This is a genomic window from Candidatus Eisenbacteria bacterium (genome assembly GCA_016867495.1).
GTDB lineage: Bacteria > Eisenbacteria > RBG-16-71-46 > CAIMUX01 > VGJL01 > VGJL01.
The window spans coordinates 12,039-27,886 of record VGJL01000020.1 but is presented as its reverse complement, the minus strand read 5'-3'; the positions used below and the strand labels follow the sequence as shown (position 1 = coordinate 27,886).

Genomic DNA, 15,848 nt, shown 5'->3' with positions numbered 1-15,848 from the left:
AAGCCGAGACGGAGTACGCGGTCGGGGTCCGCGAGGAGAGGAGCAGGACCTACAGGATCTCCCTCCAGGAACCCCTCCGCGCTACCGGCTACGAGAAGCGCCTCCGCTTCCCTTCCTATACCGGACTGGCTCCGGAGAAGGAGCTGTCGCCCCACGGATCGATCGCCGCCTTGGTCGGAAGCGAGGTCGATCTTCTCGTCGGGACGAGCCGTCCCGACGCGACAGGGCGGCTCCTCTTTGCCTCGGGGGCGGTCGTCGACCTCGATCGCGCCGCGGAGGGAGTCCTCTCCTCGACCTTGCGGGTGCGCGATCCGGGGGCCTTCCATGTCGAGCTTCGGGGCGGCGCCGGCCGGGGGGGGCTCTGGAGGTCCGAGACCTTCCAGATCGATCCGATCCCCGACCGGATGCCGAGCCTCTACCTGCTCGCGCCGGGGGAGCAGATCGATCTCCCCCCGGATCTCCGGGTCGCTCTCGAGGTCGACTGTGTCGACGATTTCGGCGTGACCAAGCTCGACCTGGTCTACCGCCGCAACGAAGGGAGCCCGACGCGCCTGACGATCGCCCGCTGGACGGGAACGACGGAGGCCAGGGTCCCCTACCCGTGGAATCTCGAGGAGATCGCCCTCGCCCCGGGCGACAGGATCGGATACCGCTTCGAGCTGACCGACAACGACGCCGTCAGCGGGCCGAAGACGGCGGTGTCGCCCGAGTACCTGATCCGCTTCCCGACGGTCGAGGAGATGTACGCGCAACAGGAGACCGAGAGGAAGGAAGGGATCGTCGATCTCCGGGAATCGCTCGATCGGCAGATCGAGCTGCGCAAGGCGCTGGAGGCGATCTCGCAGGAGGTGCGCCAGGACAACACCCTGGAGTGGGAGAAGAAGCAGGAGGTGGAGGAGTTCCTGAAGCGGCAGGAAGAGATCGTCAGGAAAATGGAGGTTCTCGCGCAGAACCTCGACCGCCAGCTCGATCGGATGCAGCAGGGCGAGCTCTTCAGCCCTGAGATCATCCAGAAGATCGCCCAGATCCAGGATCTCGTGCGCCAGATCCAGAGCCCGGAGTTCCACGAGTTGATGGAGAAGATGCGGGGCGCGCTGCAGTCCCTCGATCCGGACCAGGTGCGCGCGGCGCTCGAGAAGATGAAGCTCACGCAGAAGGATCTCGAGCAGGGGCTCGACCGGACTCTGCGGATGCTGGAGCGGTTGGTCGCGGAGGAGAAGCTCGACGAGCTCATCCAGCGGGCCGATCGCCTGCTGGAGGAGCAGAACCGCATCAACCAGGAGCTCGGAACCTCGCCGGAAGGCCGTCGTCCCGATTCGACATCCGCTCTCTCGGACGCGGAGAGGCGGGAGTCGATGGAGAGGCAGGCCGCGGCGGAGAAGGAGCTCGAGGAGCTGCGCCGGCAGATGGAGGATCTGAAGTCGATCGCCGATCGCAGCCACCAGCAGATGGCCGAGCGGCTCGCCGGGGAGCAGGGGCAGCAGTCGAAGAAGTCGCTCGACGCCGCGCAGCAGGAGATGCAGTCGGGGCGGCAATGCATGTCTGGAGGCAACAGGCGCTCCGCCCTGCGCGCGGGCCGCAAGGCGGCGGGGCAGATCCAGAGCTTCTCGCAGCAGATGAGGCAGATGCAATCGCAGGTCGAGATGGCGTTCTCGGAGGAGCTGGCCAGGAAGCTGATGGCCCTGGCCGGGGACCTCGTCGATCTGTCCCAGCGCCAGGAAGCGCTTGTGGCCGAGGCCAATCGGCGCAACACGCGCGAGCTGGCACTCGAGCAGGACCGGATCGCTCGCGCGGCGGACCACGTCGTCGATCAGGTCTACGAAATCGCGCGGGAGACGCCTTTCGTTGCGCCTTCGCAGATCCGCGCGCTTGGCGGCGTCGTGAACGATCTCGCGGACGCGACCGACGCCTACGAGCGGGGAGAACGCGGCTCGGGCTCGGCGGTAGGCAAGCGCGCCCAGATCACGACCGACATGGTGGTCGCGGGCCTTCTGCAATCCGCTCAGAACATGTGCTCGGGCGGCTCGGGCAGCTCGTCGTGCCAGTCGCCCAATCCGAACGGCATGTCGATGATGCAGGGGCTCTCGGCGCAGCAGCAGGGCCTCAATCAGGGGACGCAGGATCTGCTCGGCGAGATGCAGGGAGCCCGCATACCTTCGGACCAGGGGGCGGGGCGCCTCGACCAGCTCGCCGCAAGGCAGATGGCGATCCGTAAGGGCCTTGAGGAGGCGGCGCAATCGCTGGGCGACCGGGGCGACGTCCTCGGCCGCTTGGACGAGCTGGGCCGCGAGATGGAGGAAGTGGGCAAGCAGATGCGCGAGCGCAACCTGGACGAGAGGATCATCCGCAGGCAGGAGAGGATCCTGAGCAGGCTTCTGACCGCGCAGCGCAGCTTGAGGCGACAGGACTTCGAGGAGCAGCGCCGCTCGCGCACGGGAGTCGATCCTCTCGATCCGGCCTCTCCCTCTCCGATCGCGCGGGGCCTGTCGCAGAGGGAGCAGATCCGGCGCGGAATCCTGCGCGGCTCGCAGGATCCCATCCCGGGCGACTTCCGCCGGCTCGTGGAAGAGTACTTCCGCGCCCTGACGGAGGGCTCGCGATGAGGATCGCGGCTCTCCTCCTTCTTCTCTTCCTGGCCTCGCATGATGGCGCCGCCGCGCAGCGGGGAAGCGGAGTTCCCGCCAACCCGCAGCCGCCGGCCGCCCAGGCGGGGGAGATCCAGCGGCAGAAGCGCTTGATCCGCGAGGCTCAGCTCCTGATCCGCGACGGGAAGCACGAGGAGGCGCTCGCGCGCCTCTCCGAGGGGAATCTCACGGGGCAGCATGCGGAGGCGGCGAAGCTGCTGCGTGGAACCTGCCTGCGGAAGCTCGGCCGGTTCGGCGAGGCGCGCGCTCTCTACCAGGGCGAGATCGACGCCTGCCGGGAGCGGGGCGAGGACCCGACTCCGATGCTGGTCGAGCTGCAGAGAGCGAGCAGGGAAGCGGGCGACGCGAAGGCGGCCTTCGATCTCTGTCTCGAGATCGACCGCGGGGGAGCGGCTCACAGCGAATGGGTGCGGGACGAGCTGGAGTCGCTCATCGTGGCCGACTCCGCCGGGAACTGGGTCGTTCCGGCCCTGCGCAAGGAGATCAGGACGAGGCCGGAGGCGCAGAACCTCCCCGAACTCCTTATCTCCTCGCTGCTCTCTTTCGGCAAGGACGCGGAGGCGCTCGAGGAGGCGCGCGCCCTCGACCGCGCGCGCGAGGGGCGGGGCCTCACTCTGCTGGAGCAGCTGCGGCGGATCGCCCAGAAGGGGACTGAGGCCCAGGTCGTGGCCTTCGCGGAGGCGGCGGTCGCGGCCGGGCTCGGCGACGATCCGGCCCAGGAAGCGCTCTACCTCAAGGCTTCCGCGCTGCGCCGCGCCGGACGGCATCGCGAGGCGGTCGCCGCCTTCGATGACGCGGTCAAGGCCTCGCCCGAGGGGGCTCTCGCGCGCATGTCCCTCAAGGACCGCGCCGACGTCCTCGTCCGCGATCTCAGGGACTTCGAGTCCGGGGCGGCGGCGCAGGAGGATCTGATCGCCGTGCTCGAGAAGACCCGTGGATCGGAGCGGGGCAGGCTGCTCGGCCAGGCGCTCGTCGCCCTTGCGGAGACGCGACTGCGAATGGGCCGCTACGAGGACGTTGTCGCCGTCTGCAAGAGGATCGAGGATATCGCCGCCGATCCGGTCAGCAGAGAAGAAGCTGCCTTTCAGCAAGCGGAGGTCCTCTTCTACGCGGGCAAGATCGAGGAGGCGCAGGGAGGCTACGAGAGGATGACGCGGGACTTCGCCGGAGGGGACCGCGTCAACGACGCCCTTGAGAGGCTTCTCCTGCTCTCCCGCGTGGGGGAGGCCGGCGCCGTTCCACTGGCCGCCCTGGGCCAGATCGCCTACCAGCGCAGGATCGGCCAGCACTCCCGCGCCCTGGAGATTTGCGAGGAAGCGTCGCGGGCGTGCGATGGATGCGAGGCGGCGCAGGACATCCTGCGCGAGGAGGGCCTCTCGCTGCTCGACCTCGGCCGACTGGAGGAAGCGGCGGCGCGTGCCGACACGCTGGCTGCGCGCTATCCGGACGGAGGAATGGCCGCGGGGGTCCTGCGAGCGGTGGCCGACAGGATGCGCGAGCGCGATGGGGAGTCGGAGGCTGTCATCCGACGCTACGAGGATCTGCTCGTGCGGTTTCCCCGCAGCTACGAGGCTCTCGAGGTCAGGAGCCTCCTGCAGAAACTGCGGCGGACGGGCTCTCTCGATGAGCCGCGAGCGAAGGAGGGGCGGGCATGAGGCGATCGGTTCTGTGGGCTGTCCTTTGCGCGGCGATGCCCCTGACATCCGCCGGCGCGCGGATCCTGATCCCGATGGATCTCGCTCAGACGAATCACCTGATGGCCTACGGGGTCGCCTACCACGCTCTCCAGCGCGGAGAGGAGCTGGAGTGGCTCCTGAACTACCGGGGCGGATCGTTCCTCATGGACGATGAGGAGGCCACTCGCAGGGACTGTGCCCTCGCGGGCGTCGCGTGGGAGGAGAAGGGCGGGGCGGAGGCGGTCGCGATCCTCGACGAGATAGAGAAATCGAACATGGAAGTGGTGCTTCTCGAGAAGGCTCCGACGATCGCCGTCTACGTGCCTCCCTCCGATGATCCGTGGGACGACGCGGTCGTTCTCGCCCTGGAGTACGCCGAGATCCCTTACGACAAGCTCTGGGACGAGGAGGTTCTGGGCGGGGTCCTGCCGCGCTATGACTGGCTTCACCTCCATCATGAGGACTTCACCGGCCAGTACGGCAAGTTCTACGCCTCCTACCACAGCGCGCCCTGGTACATCGAGCAGGTCCGCATGAACGAGAAGGAAGCAGCGAAGAACGGTTACCGAAAGGTGTGGCAACTCAAGCACGCGGTCGCCGGGAGGATCAAGGAGTACATCGCGCAAGGCGGCTTCGTCTTCTCGATGTGCTCGGCGACCGACAGTTTCGACATCGCCCTCGCGGCCGACGGAGTCGACATCGTCGACTCGGTCTACGACGGCGACGCGCCCGAGGCGGGCTGCGAGCGCAAGCTCGATCCCTCGCGCGGCCTTGCGTTCACCGATTACAGGCTTGAGATGAACCCCCTCGTCTACGAGTACTCCGACATCGACATGACCCGCGAGGCCTCTCTCCGGGGCCAGGACAATGACTTCTTCAACCTCTTCGACTTCTCCGCGAAGGAGGATCCGGTCCCGACGATGCTGACCCAGTGCCACGTCAACGTCGTGAGGGGTTTCATGGGGCAGACCACCAGCTTCCGGAAGTCCCTTCTCAAGAAGTCGGTCGTCATCCTCGCCGAGGTGCCCGGACAGGACGAGGTGAGATACATCCACGGCAACTACGGCAACGGGACCTTCACCTTCTACGGGGGGCACGATCCGGAGGACTACCAGCACCAGGTCGGCGATCCTCCCACGCAGCTCGAGCTCCACCCCGGCTCTCCCGGGTACCGCCTGATTCTGAACAACATCCTCTTTCCGGCCGCGAAGAAGCAGGAGCGCAAGACCTAGGCGCACTCGCGGGATCCAAGATGCGCGCGTGCGGGCGGCGAGGAGCACGGCCCCCGACGGATCCCTCCGCTCCGCCAGGTTCGCCTTCGCGGCGCGGGGCTTCAGGAATCCGTCGGGGTCCCCGGACGCTCCAGGCGGGGCTCCGCGCCCCTCGTGCTTACTCTTGACATTGGCTGGGGATCCGGCGAATCTGAGAAACTCTGAGAGACCACCGAGCAGGGCGGTCCGTCCTCCTCCGCGAGACGGATCGCGGCGCGGATCGTGGGGGCCCGGGACGGGCAGAGGGTGAGGTGGGGATGACCAGTGTGGTGAAGGGTGGTGGAGATCTCGACGCGGGGTTTCCGATTTGCATGAAGTGCAAGACCGGAGTGCTCATCCCTCTCTCCGACTATGGTCGCGAGGGGGCGCCGATCAACTTCAAGGCTTGGGTCTGCTCCAATCCCGACTGCGGGTTCAACATCCGCATCGACAATGGGGAAATCAGCTACGGGCGATCGATCAGCCACTCCACCAAGTAGGGATCCCTGACGGGCCCGGAAGGGAACCCCAGCCGCGATGATCCGGGCGATCCTCTTCGATCTCGACAACACGCTGACCGACTTCATGAAGATGAAGGAGGCCTCGGTCGAGGCGGCGATCGAGGGGATGATCGACATGGGTCTCCCGATGACCCGGGAGCAGGCCCGCGAGCGGATCCTCGCCATCTACGACCGCGAGGGGATCGAGTACCAGAACGTCTTCGACGGATTCCTGAAGGAGACGACGGGGGCCTGCTCTCCGAGCATCCTGGCCGCGGCGATCGTGGGCTACCGCCGCGTCCGCGACTCCTACCTCGTCCTCTATCCCCATGTCCGCCGGACCTTGACCGAGCTGCTCCGCCGGAGCCTCAGGCTCGCGGTGATTTCCGACGCGCCGGCCCTGCAGGCCTGGCTCAGGCTCCATCACCTCGCCCTCCACCATCTCTTCGAGTTCGTGATCACCTTCGACGACACGGGGCTGAGGAAGCCGAGCCCGGCGGGCTTTCAGAAGGCCCTCGAGTTGCTCGAAATGCGCCCCCATGAGGTTCTCATGGTCGGCGATTGGCCGGAGCGCGACATGGTGGGGGCGGCGAGGTTGGGGATCAAGACCGTCTTCGCGCGCTACGGCGACACCAAGGGCGTCGTCGAGTCGGGGGCGGACCACGAGATCGACGACATCCAGCAGCTCGTGGGGATCGTCGACCGGCTGAACGGCAATCGGCCGGGAAGCGCCTCAGGGTCGGAGTGATGTACCTCCTCTGCGCGGCCGAGATGCGCGAGTGCGATCGCCGCACGATCGAGACGCATGGGGTTCCCGGTCCCACGCTGATGGAGCGCGCGGGCGAGGGGATCTACAGAGAGATCCGCCGGAGGTTCGACCGGCTGAATCGGAGGCGGATCTGGATCGTCTGCGGCCGGGGGAACAACGGCGGCGACGGGCTCGTCCTCGCGAGACTGCTCCACGATGCCGGCTACAATCCGAGGGTCTTCGTCCTGGGCCCGCCTGAGAAGGCCGGCGCGGACGCCCGGCTCCAGATCGATCCGTTGATCGCGCGCGGGATCCCGCTCGAGCCGATCGGCGGAGATCCTCCGCCCGGCTTCGGCGATCTGACATCCGAGGACCTCCTGATCGACGCGATCCTCGGGACCGGATTCAGGGGGAGGCTGGAGCCCGAGCTTGCCCGGCTCATCCGGGAGATGAACCGATCGAGGGCGACGATCGTGGCGGTCGACATCCCATCGGGTCTTTCCGCGGACACCGGGGCGATCGAGGGAGAAGCGATCCACGCGCGGTTGACCGTCACGATGGGCTTCCCCAAGCGCTCCTTCGTCTTCTGGCCCGCCCGCGGGCAGGTCGGAGAATGGGTGGCGGTGGACATCGGGATCCCGAGCGAGGTCATGGAGGAGGTGGCTCCGGCCGCGGAGCTGATCGCTCCCTCGGAGGTCGCCGCATCGATCCCGTTCTTCCCGGGCGACGCGCACAAGGGCGTCCGTGGCAGGCTCGTCATCGCCGGCGGTTCGCCGGGTCTCACGGGCGCTCCCGCGCTTGCCGCGCTTGCCGCGCTCCGGGCGGGAGCCGGCCTGGTCCGCGTCGCGACGCCGCGGAGCCTGAATCCGATCCTCGAGGCGAAGCTGACGGAGCCGATGACCTTTCCCATGGAAGAGACCGAGGCGAGGACGCTGAGCCCGAAAGGGGTCCGCTTCCTACGGTCCCTGGCTTCCGAGTGGGACGCGCTCGTCCTGGGGCCGGGCCTTGGACGGAACCGGGGGACCGACCGCCTGGTCCGCGATCTCTACGCTTCGTGGGAGGGCCCTCTTCTCGTCGACGCGGATGGGCTGAACGCTCTGGCCGCGGGGCCATTGCCGGCTTCGCGCGCCGGGCTTCCTGCGCGCGTGCTGACGCCCCATCCCGGGGAGATGGCCCGTCTCACCGCGACCTCGATCCGGGAGATTCTCGCCGACCCGATCGGGACCGCCCGATCGTTCGCTTCGCGGCACGGCGTCGTCCTCGTCCTGAAGGGGGCGCCCACTGTGATCGCCGGACCGAGGGGCCCTGCGCTCGTCAACACGACCGGCAACCCCGGGCTCGCGACGGGCGGATCGGGCGACGTCCTGTCCGGAATCATCGGCACGCTCCTCGCGCAGCGGCTCGAGCCCCTCTCGGCGGCGATGTGCGGCGTCCATCTTCATGGCCTGGCGGCCGACCTGCTTGCGTCGGAGGGGGGCGAGCGGGTCGTGGCGCCGGCGGAGGTCGCAGAGCGTCTGCCGGCCGCGTGGAGAACTCTTCCGCGACTTCGGGGCCGTGATGTTCGCTGATCCCGCGATCCGCCGTCTCGCCGACGAGATGCGCCGGGTGGGAAGGCTGCTCGGGGCGCGCGGAATCCTGGTCGCGGACGATGGCAACTTGAGCGTCCGCTGCCCGGACGGATCCATCCTGATCACGGCGCGGGGGGTTCGGAAAGACAGGCTGCGGCGCAGGGACCTGGTGAGGATCGACGCGCGCGGGGAGGGGATCGATGGAGAGGCGCTCCCCTCCACGGAATTGGGCCTGCACCTCGAGGTCTATGCGCGCCGTCCGGACGTAGGGGCGATCGTCCATGCCCACCCCCCGTGCGCGACCGGATTCGCGATCGCTCGCGTGCGGCTGAGCCAGGACTGCCTCGCGGAGGCGGCCCTCGCCTTGGGGCCGGTCCCCGTGGTCCCGTTCTCCGCGCCGGGAACGGAGGAGGTCGCCGAGGCCGTGCGCCCCTTCCTCGCGGGGCATCAGGCCCTCCTCCTGGCCCATCACGGCGCCGTCGTCTTCGGCGCCGACCTCGAGTCCGCATGCCGTCGCATGGAACGGCTTGAGCTCGTTGCGCGCGCCGTCGTCGCCGCGGGCCTGATCGGCGAGCCGCGCTGCCTGAGCCGCGAGCAGCTGGAGGAACTCAACCTCAAACTCGAGAGGGACTATTCGATATGAACCCGCCGATCGAAAGGAAGCAGGACCTGCTCCGCTACGTCACCGAGCACGACGTCAAGATCATCAACCTCTGGTTCGTGGACATTCAGGGGATGTTGAAGTCCATCGGGATCACCCCTTCGCAGCTCGAGGAGATCCTGGAGGAGGGATTGGGATTCGACGGCTCTTCGGTCGAGGGATTCGCCCGCATCTACGAGTCCGACCTGATCGCCGTCCCTGATCTTCGCACCTTCCAGCCTCTCCCCTGGCGCGTCGATGGCCACCTGAGCGCCCGGATGATCTGCGACATCATGAACCCGGATCGCACGCCGTACGCGGGCGACCCGCGGCACGTCCTGCGGAGGAACCTGGCCCGGGCGAAGGATCTCGGATTCGACTTCAATGTCGGCCCCGAGCTCGAGTACTTCTACCTCAAGAGCCCGGAGCTGGCCGACGCCGTCGATAGCGCGGGCTACTTCGATCTCATCCCCGACGACCTCGGAACCGAGCTTCGCCACCACACGATCGAGGCCCTCCAGTCGATGGGCATCGATGTCGAGGCCGGCCATCACGAGGTGGCCCCGAGCCAGCACGAGATCGATCTCAAGTACACCGAGGCCGGCCGCATGGCCGACGCCACGGTGACCTACAGGTACATCGTCAAGCTGGCCGCGCGGCGGGGGGGAGTCTACGCGACTTTCATGCCCAAGCCGCTCTTCGGCCAGAACGGCAGCGGGATGCATGTCCACCAGTCCCTCTTCAAGGGGGGACAGAACGTCTTCTTCGACGCGCAGGATCCCCACCACCTATCCAGGCTGGGGAGGAGCTACATGGCGGGGTTGATGAAGCACGCGAAGGAGATCTGCGTCGTCACCAACCAGTGGGTCAACTCGTACAAGAGGCTCGTCCCCGGATACGAGGCGCCCGCCTATGTCGCATGGGGGAACAGGAACCGCTCGGCTCTGGTCCGGGTGCCGATGTACAAGCCCGGCAAGGAGAAGGCGACGAGGATCGAGTATCGCTGCCCCGATCCGGCCTGCAACCCGTATCTGGTTTTCGCCGTCATGCTGGCCGCCGGACTCAAGGGGATCGAGGAGGGATACGCCCTTCCCTCTCCGGTGGAGGAGGACATCTTCATGATGTCTTCGGCGGAGAAGGCGGCGCGCGGGATCGAGACCCTGCCCGATTCCCTCAACGCCGCGGTCGAGGCCGCGGAGCAGAGCGATCTGATGCGCGAAGCCCTGGGCGAGCACGTCTTCACGAAGTTTATCGAGAACAAGAAGCTCGAGTGGGACCAGTACCGAATCCAGGTGACCGGGTACGAGATCGGACGCTACCTGCCGATTCTCTGATCGGTTGCGCGCGAGGCTTCCCAGGACCGCGCGCGCTCGGTCCGTTCGCTCGCCGCGCCGGCTTCCCGAGCCTCCCGGGGCGCCGGCGCATCGGCCCGAGGCGCCAAGGCGATGCCGGGGCGGCCCCTTGACGCTCCCCGGGGGATCCCGTAGAGTCCGAGCCTTGGAGCACCGGTAAACCGATCCCGCCGGGGGGTGAGGCCGGGGCGTTGGGCAGGAGGCGTGGACGTGGGGTTGCGCAAGGTCTTTGCTCTCTTCCAGTACCCCGGATCCCATCAGACGAAAGAACTCGGAGAGGCGACATGAGAAGATTGTCATGGCTCGTGGCCATGGTCGGCTGCCTGGCCGCTGCCGGCTGCGCCAAGCGGATCCCGGCCCAGGACACGGCGTTCGAGGCGACGCAGACCGTCATGCTCGCGTTTCGTGGCGGGGAGCAGATCGAGGGGAGGATCGCTCCCGGCAGGAAGGTCGAGCTGCGGGAGCCGGGAATCATCTGGAGCGCGAAGGTCAAGGACGTCACCGAGGATCGGATCGTGCTGAGGGATCTCGTGAAGGTCCGGGACGCCTCGGGCGCGGCGATGCAAGCGGCCCGCGCCGCGGATCTGAGGCTTTCGGTCGCGGAGCAGTTCCCCGAGAAGACGCTCCTGCGGAGCGAGATCACCCGGATGGAGCAAATCAAGATGGACATCGGCCGGACCGCGCAGTACGGGAGCTTCCTGACCTACGGCGTGGCGGTCCTCGCCACCTTGCTGGGAGATCGGTCATGAGGCGCCTTGCTCGTTTTCTCCTCCCCGCCTCGCTCTTCCTTTTCGCGGCGACTGCCTTTTCGCCAGCGCCTACTGCGTCTGCCCAGGGTACAGGCGACCTCGGCCCCATCAGCCTCGACAGCCTCACAGTGCTCGAGCCCAGCAGCGTCTATCGGCCCTTCGACATGCTTGGCATCAGGGCGGGCGCGCACGGCTGGGCGATGGGGGGAGCCTATGTCAGCCTCGCGTCGGGCATTGAGGGGATCGCATGGAATCCGGCAGCCATGGGATGGGCGGAGCGTCCCGAGTTGGCCGCCGATCTCACTTGGCTCAGCTCCTCGAGCACGTCGTCCAGCTCCCTCGACGAGTTGGTCATTCCCGAGATCGCCACGCTTCGCATCACGAGCTACGACGTGCGGCTGAAGTCCCAGGTTCGCTCGGGCATCCTGGGCGCGGGCATGCCGCTGGCCAGTATCGGCGGGCGCAATCTCGCGGGCGGCGTGAGCTTTCGGCGGTACATGACTGTCGCCTATCCTGAGGAAACGGTCTCCACGCTCGTCTCGCTCGAAGGCGGATTCCCCGTCACCTTCGCCTATGACGGGCAGGAGAAGGGGGGCATCGACGCCGGAGCGGCCACAATCGCCGTCGAGGCGATCCCGGGCGTCCTGTCCGTCGGAGCGAACCTGAACATCCTCGACGGGCGCCTGCGGACGAGGAAGAACCTGCTGAGCGCCGGGGGGCAGGCCGCCATCGTGGGCCACTCGAACGTGAAGTTCCGGTATGCCGGCCGTTCGGTCGATCTCGGCCTTCAACTCAGGAAGGAGGACCTCTTCAGCGTCGGCCTGCGGTACACGCCGGGCTACACGCTCGAAGTGACCGGGGGAAGCTACAGCTCCCGGTTCCCAAGCCAGAGCGGGGGGGAGGAGTTTGATCTCCTCGACGTTTCGATCGCGGGGTACGATCTCGATGTGCCGCCGCTCCTCTCGGTCGGCGGCTCCGTGCGGCCCCTCGCCTACGCGCCCCTGTCCTCTCATGGGTTCCTCGGGTCTCTCTCATCGATCACCCTGGCCTTCGGGCTCGATCAGCAGAACTGGTCCGAGGCGGAGGCCCGGTATCGGACCGCGGTCAAGGCTCTGCGGGGTCCGGGCGGTTATCCATGCTTCGAGGGTGCGCCCTACTGCACCGAAGAACCCGCCCCGGATCCGTCCCTGCCGCTGAACGATGTCACGAGCGTCCATTTCGGAGCGGAGTGGCGCTATCTGAGGATCGGGAAGATCGACATCCCGCTGCGATTCGGCTACCAGGCGGGGGCCCTGTCGATGACCGACCTCCCGGACAGCAACAGCTTCATGGCCCGGAAGTGGAAGGGGGAAGAGATCCAGAGCAGTGGCGTGACGATGGGATTCGGCGTGGAGACGGGATCGGTTCGCTACGACCTCTCGTATGAGATCGTCGACTACGACCTCCACAAGTTCCACTACGACACCCCGGAGCACCCGTTCCTGAACCCGAATTGGTCTTACGTGGATGTCAGCAGGCGCAACGCGCGACTGCGCTTGAGCGCCACTCTCAAGCTCTAGCGAATGCTCCGGAGCGTAACCTCAAGAGCCATCTCGGTGGCACCGCTGGTGCCACCATCAACACATTGTAAAACAGTAAGTTAGACGATTGCTGCCGATCTCTCGGGGGCGCGATCGACGATCGCGCTCCCATCGATCCCCGCCAGGCGCTCTGCGCGCGCCGACCCTCCCGTGAAAGTCCGCTTCTAATTCATTGCTCGACAATGCATTGCATGATCACTGCATCATCTGTGGATTGTGGCATGTCCCCTGCATACCTCAAGAGATGTAGATCGGGAGGTCCGCCGGATGCGGGCTGTTTCCCAACCCCGGCAGAAGCGCAATCTGGATGCCGGCGAATGCCGGAACCTAAGGTTGCTTCCGCAGCCGGCGGGCCCAACCCGATCCCCGATTCAGGCTGCGAACCTGCAGATGCTTCGGTCGCCGGAATTCGCTGCTGACCCACTCCGTGGCTAGGTGGGTTCCGGAGACCGAACCTGGGGCAAGCGGCCTTCTCTTTTGCCTTCCGCGCCCGCCGATGGATGCGGGCCCGCAAGTCCGGGCCGGGCGCCATGTCGTGCGGCCGGCCGGCCCCCGTGCTACGTTACCCGGAGTCCGAGGGGAGGGCGTGCCTGTGGGGGCTCATGACGCGGGCGATCGCGGGAATGCGGCGGGCGGTCGCGGAATCTCGGAAGGCGATCGCGGGATGCCGGCCGGCGAGCGCGGCCGCGCGATGGGCGAGCCACCCGCTCACGACTCCCGGCTTCATGCGGCGCTCTCGTATGCGCTGGCGGGTTTCTCGGGAATCGTGCTCCTCCTGCTCCGCCAGGAGGATCGCTACGTCCGGTTCCACGCCCTTCAATCGATCGCGATCAGCATCGTCGCCCTGATTCTCGGCGGCGTTCTCTGGCTCTTCTCCTTCTTTCCGCTGATGGGCTTTCTGTACGGCATGCTCCTGCGCGTCTACCAGATCTTCCTCTTCCTTCTCTGGATCTTCTTGATGTGGCAAGCCTGGAGGGGGCGCTGGTACAGGCTCCCGCGCATCGGCTCCTGGGTCGAGAGGCAGTCGCTGTGAGACCGCCTTGGAGCCGGATCCCCTGACCCGGACGGAGTCCTGAGGCTCGAGGGCGCGATCAGGTCTGCTTCGTGTCGGTGGATGGGTTCAGGTAGGTCGTGTCGCGCCCACGCCCCTTGTACGCCTCGACGAGGTCGTTGCCATCCGCCTCGCTCAGCCGCCCCGCCTTGACTGCGGCATCGATGCGCGAGGAGAACTCCTGCCACAGCTCGCCAGGCTCGAAACCGGCGATTCTCGCCATCTCGTCAATCGAGTTTCCCTTGACGATCTTCCGGATGTGATGCCTCCCCGCCTCATCGACGACGACCTGCGCCTCGTTCACGGTGCCGAAGAGGTTGTGGAAGTCGCCCATGACGTCCTGGTAGGCCCCCAGGAGCGCCACGGCGATGTAGTAGGGGTTGCCGTTCTCCGTGGTGTGCAGCTCCAGGATCTCCTTGATGTCCTTCACATCCACGAAGTGGTCAATCTTGCCGTCGGAGTCGCACGTCAGATCGACGAGGATCCCCGTCTCGCCGGGGAACTCGTTGAGACGATGGATCGGCAGGATCGGAAAGAGCTGGTCGATCGTCCACGAGTCGGGGACCGACTGGAAGACCGAGAAGTTGGCGACGTACTTCTTTCTGAGGTTCTTCTCGAGGATCTCGAACTCGTCGCTCACGTAGTTCGCTTGCTTCGCGAACCGGAGGGCGCGCGAGCAGATCTCGTCGAAGAGCGCCTCGCCCCGGCCGCGCTCCTCCAGGCTCAGGTAGCCCAGGTCGAAGAGCGTGAACAGCTCCTCCCGCTGCTGGATCGCGTCGTGGTAGTACTCGCGGAAGTTCTTCACGCTGATGTCGCGCGCGATTTCGTGGAGCTCGGTGAGAACCTGGTTGTCCGTCTCGAGCTGGAGCATCCCGAGCCGGCCGGCCGCCTCGGGATCGGAGCGGTTCTCGCAGGTCGTGATCAGCATCGAGTGGTAGACGGTGAGGGCCCGTCCGCTCTCGGAGACGATGGTAGGGACGGGAACGTCTTCCGCGTCGCAGACCTCGCGGATCGTGTAGACGACATCGTTGGCGAACTCCTGCATGGTGTAGTTGGCGCTGCTGTCGGACGGGGTCTTCGATCCGTCGTAGTCGATTCCGAGCCCCCCGCCGACATTCAGGTACTCGACCACGACTTTCATCTTGCGGATCTTCGCGTAGACGCGGCTCGCCTCCTTGACTGCCGCCTTGATCTTCCGGATGTCCGTGATCTGGCTGCCGATGTGGAAGTGGAGCATCTTGAGGCATCCGTCGAGGCCCCGCTCCCTCAGGGTGCGCACGCAGTCGATCATCTCGACGGTCGAAAGGCCGAACTTCGACGTCTCGCCGCCCGACTCTTCCCACTTCCCGCTTCCTCGCGAGTAGAGCCTCCCGCGAAGGCCGAGGATGGGGCGCAGCCCCGTCTGCTCGATCATCTTGAGAACGCTCCCGATCTCCCGGACCTGCTCGATGACGATGACGATCTTCTTTCCGCTCCGCAGCCCCCAGAAGGCCATCTCGATGAACGCCTCGTCCTTGAATCCGTTGCAGATGAGGAAGCTCTCCTCGGGCTGGGGGATCGAGAGCCCGATGTAGAGCTCGGCCTTCGACCCGGCCTCGAGGCCGAAGTCATAGCGGCTGCCGACGCGCAGGAGCTCCTCGAGAACGTCGCGGCGGTGGTTGACCTTCATCGGGAAGACGCCCTTGTAGGAGGCGCCGTACTGGAACTCGGTGATCGCGCTCTGGAAGGCCTGGTGCAGGCTGCGGACCTGCGTCTCGAGGATCTGTGGGAAGCGCAGCAGGACCGGCACGGGGCAGCGCCGCTTCGCGAGTTCTTCTACAACCTGGTGGAGATCGACTCCCGGGCCGGACCGGAAGGGCTTCACCATGAGGTGGCCCGACGCGTTGACATCGAAGTAGCCGTTTCCCCAGTTCTCGATTCCATAGAGAACGGGGATGGAGACCCGAAATGTGTTGTCCATCAAGCGTCTCGCTCCCGATCGAGGCAAGTTCCTCGCCGTGATCAGCCGAAGGTCGAACGGGACGGACGCCCCGTCACGCGATCCGAGAGGACCGGAACGATACCACCGCCTGCATGAGATCGCAACTCG

Annotated in this window: 11 protein-coding genes; 10 read left to right on the top strand and 1 reads right to left on the bottom strand. The window is 66.6% G+C overall.

The genetic code is table 11. The annotated features are described in order from the left end of the window. Positions 1–2,599 precede the first annotated feature (2,599 nt). The 10 genes from FJY88_04290 to FJY88_04245 all read left to right on the top strand — a co-directional run bounded on the left by FJY88_04290 (position 2,600) and on the right by FJY88_04245 (position 13,741). The gene (locus FJY88_04290; GenBank protein MBM3286554.1) at positions 2,600–4,300 is read left to right on the top strand and encodes a hypothetical protein; all 1,701 of its coding nucleotides are present in this window, start codon (positions 2,600–2,602) and stop codon (positions 4,298–4,300) included. Next, on the top strand, positions 4,297–5,553 hold the full coding sequence (locus FJY88_04285; protein ID MBM3286553.1) for an asparagine synthetase B: 1,257 nt from the start codon (positions 4,297–4,299) through the stop codon (positions 5,551–5,553). The genes FJY88_04290 and FJY88_04285 overlap by 4 nt, the downstream gene beginning before the upstream one ends. Before the next feature lie 296 nt (positions 5,554–5,849). Then, positions 5,850–6,071: a hypothetical protein gene (locus tag FJY88_04280; protein ID MBM3286552.1), complete on the top strand. Its 222-nt coding sequence runs from the start codon at positions 5,850–5,852 to the stop codon at positions 6,069–6,071. Positions 6,072–6,108: 37 nt separating this feature from the next. Then, on the top strand, positions 6,109–6,819 hold the full coding sequence (locus FJY88_04275; GenBank protein MBM3286551.1) for an HAD-IA family hydrolase: 711 nt from the start codon (positions 6,109–6,111) through the stop codon (positions 6,817–6,819). Next, entirely contained in the window at positions 6,819–8,387 is a 1,569-nt protein-coding gene (locus FJY88_04270; protein MBM3286550.1) for an NAD(P)H-hydrate dehydratase, read from the top strand. The genes FJY88_04275 and FJY88_04270 overlap by 1 nt, the downstream gene beginning before the upstream one ends. After that, positions 8,260–9,030 (top strand): class II aldolase/adducin family protein, encoded by a 771-nt coding sequence (locus tag FJY88_04265; GenBank protein MBM3286549.1) that lies wholly within the window; start codon positions 8,260–8,262, stop codon positions 9,028–9,030. The genes FJY88_04270 and FJY88_04265 overlap by 128 nt, the downstream gene beginning before the upstream one ends. Beyond that, a complete protein-coding gene (locus FJY88_04260) occupies positions 9,027–10,361 on the top strand; it encodes a glutamine synthetase (GenBank protein MBM3286548.1) in 1,335 nt (444 codons plus the stop codon). The genes FJY88_04265 and FJY88_04260 overlap by 4 nt, the downstream gene beginning before the upstream one ends. Before the next feature lie 302 nt (positions 10,362–10,663). Next, positions 10,664–11,128, top strand: a complete 465-nt coding sequence (locus FJY88_04255; GenBank protein MBM3286547.1) for a hypothetical protein — start codon at positions 10,664–10,666, stop codon at positions 11,126–11,128. Continuing rightward, positions 11,125–12,687: a hypothetical protein gene (locus tag FJY88_04250; protein MBM3286546.1), complete on the top strand. Its 1,563-nt coding sequence runs from the start codon at positions 11,125–11,127 to the stop codon at positions 12,685–12,687. Before FJY88_04255 ends, FJY88_04250 begins: the two co-directional genes overlap by 4 nt. 517 nt (positions 12,688–13,204) lie before the next feature. After that, entirely contained in the window at positions 13,205–13,741 is a 537-nt protein-coding gene (locus tag FJY88_04245; GenBank protein MBM3286545.1) for a DUF4870 domain-containing protein, read from the top strand. Between the two features lie 58 nt (positions 13,742–13,799). On the opposite strand, the gene speA is transcribed toward FJY88_04245, so the two are convergent. Beyond that, on the bottom strand, positions 13,800–15,719 hold the full coding sequence (speA, locus tag FJY88_04240; protein ID MBM3286544.1) for a biosynthetic arginine decarboxylase: 1,920 nt from the start codon (positions 15,717–15,719) through the stop codon (positions 13,800–13,802). Positions 15,720–15,848 lie beyond the last annotated feature (129 nt).

Bases quoted from the DNA above. Each gene is read 5' to 3' on its own strand.
- FJY88_04290 (MBM3286554.1), top strand. From the start codon at position 2,600: ATGAGGATCGCGGCTCTCCTCCTTCTTCTCTTCCTGGCCTCGCATGAT.
- FJY88_04285 (MBM3286553.1), top strand. From the start codon at position 4,297: ATGAGGCGATCGGTTCTGTGGGCTGTCCTTTGCGCGGCGATGCCCCTG.
- FJY88_04280 (MBM3286552.1), top strand. From the start codon at position 5,850: ATGACCAGTGTGGTGAAGGGTGGTGGAGATCTCGACGCGGGGTTTCCG.
- FJY88_04275 (MBM3286551.1), top strand. From the start codon at position 6,109: ATGATCCGGGCGATCCTCTTCGATCTCGACAACACGCTGACCGACTTC.
- FJY88_04270 (MBM3286550.1), top strand. From the start codon at position 6,819: ATGTACCTCCTCTGCGCGGCCGAGATGCGCGAGTGCGATCGCCGCACG.
- FJY88_04265 (MBM3286549.1), top strand. From the start codon at position 8,260: ATGGCCTGGCGGCCGACCTGCTTGCGTCGGAGGGGGGCGAGCGGGTCG.
- FJY88_04260 (MBM3286548.1), top strand. From the start codon at position 9,027: ATGAACCCGCCGATCGAAAGGAAGCAGGACCTGCTCCGCTACGTCACC.
- FJY88_04255 (MBM3286547.1), top strand. From the start codon at position 10,664: ATGAGAAGATTGTCATGGCTCGTGGCCATGGTCGGCTGCCTGGCCGCT.
- FJY88_04250 (MBM3286546.1), top strand. From the start codon at position 11,125: ATGAGGCGCCTTGCTCGTTTTCTCCTCCCCGCCTCGCTCTTCCTTTTC.
- FJY88_04245 (MBM3286545.1), top strand. From the start codon at position 13,205: ATGGATGCGGGCCCGCAAGTCCGGGCCGGGCGCCATGTCGTGCGGCCG.
- speA (MBM3286544.1), bottom strand. From the start codon at position 15,719: ATGGACAACACATTTCGGGTCTCCATCCCCGTTCTCTATGGAATCGAG.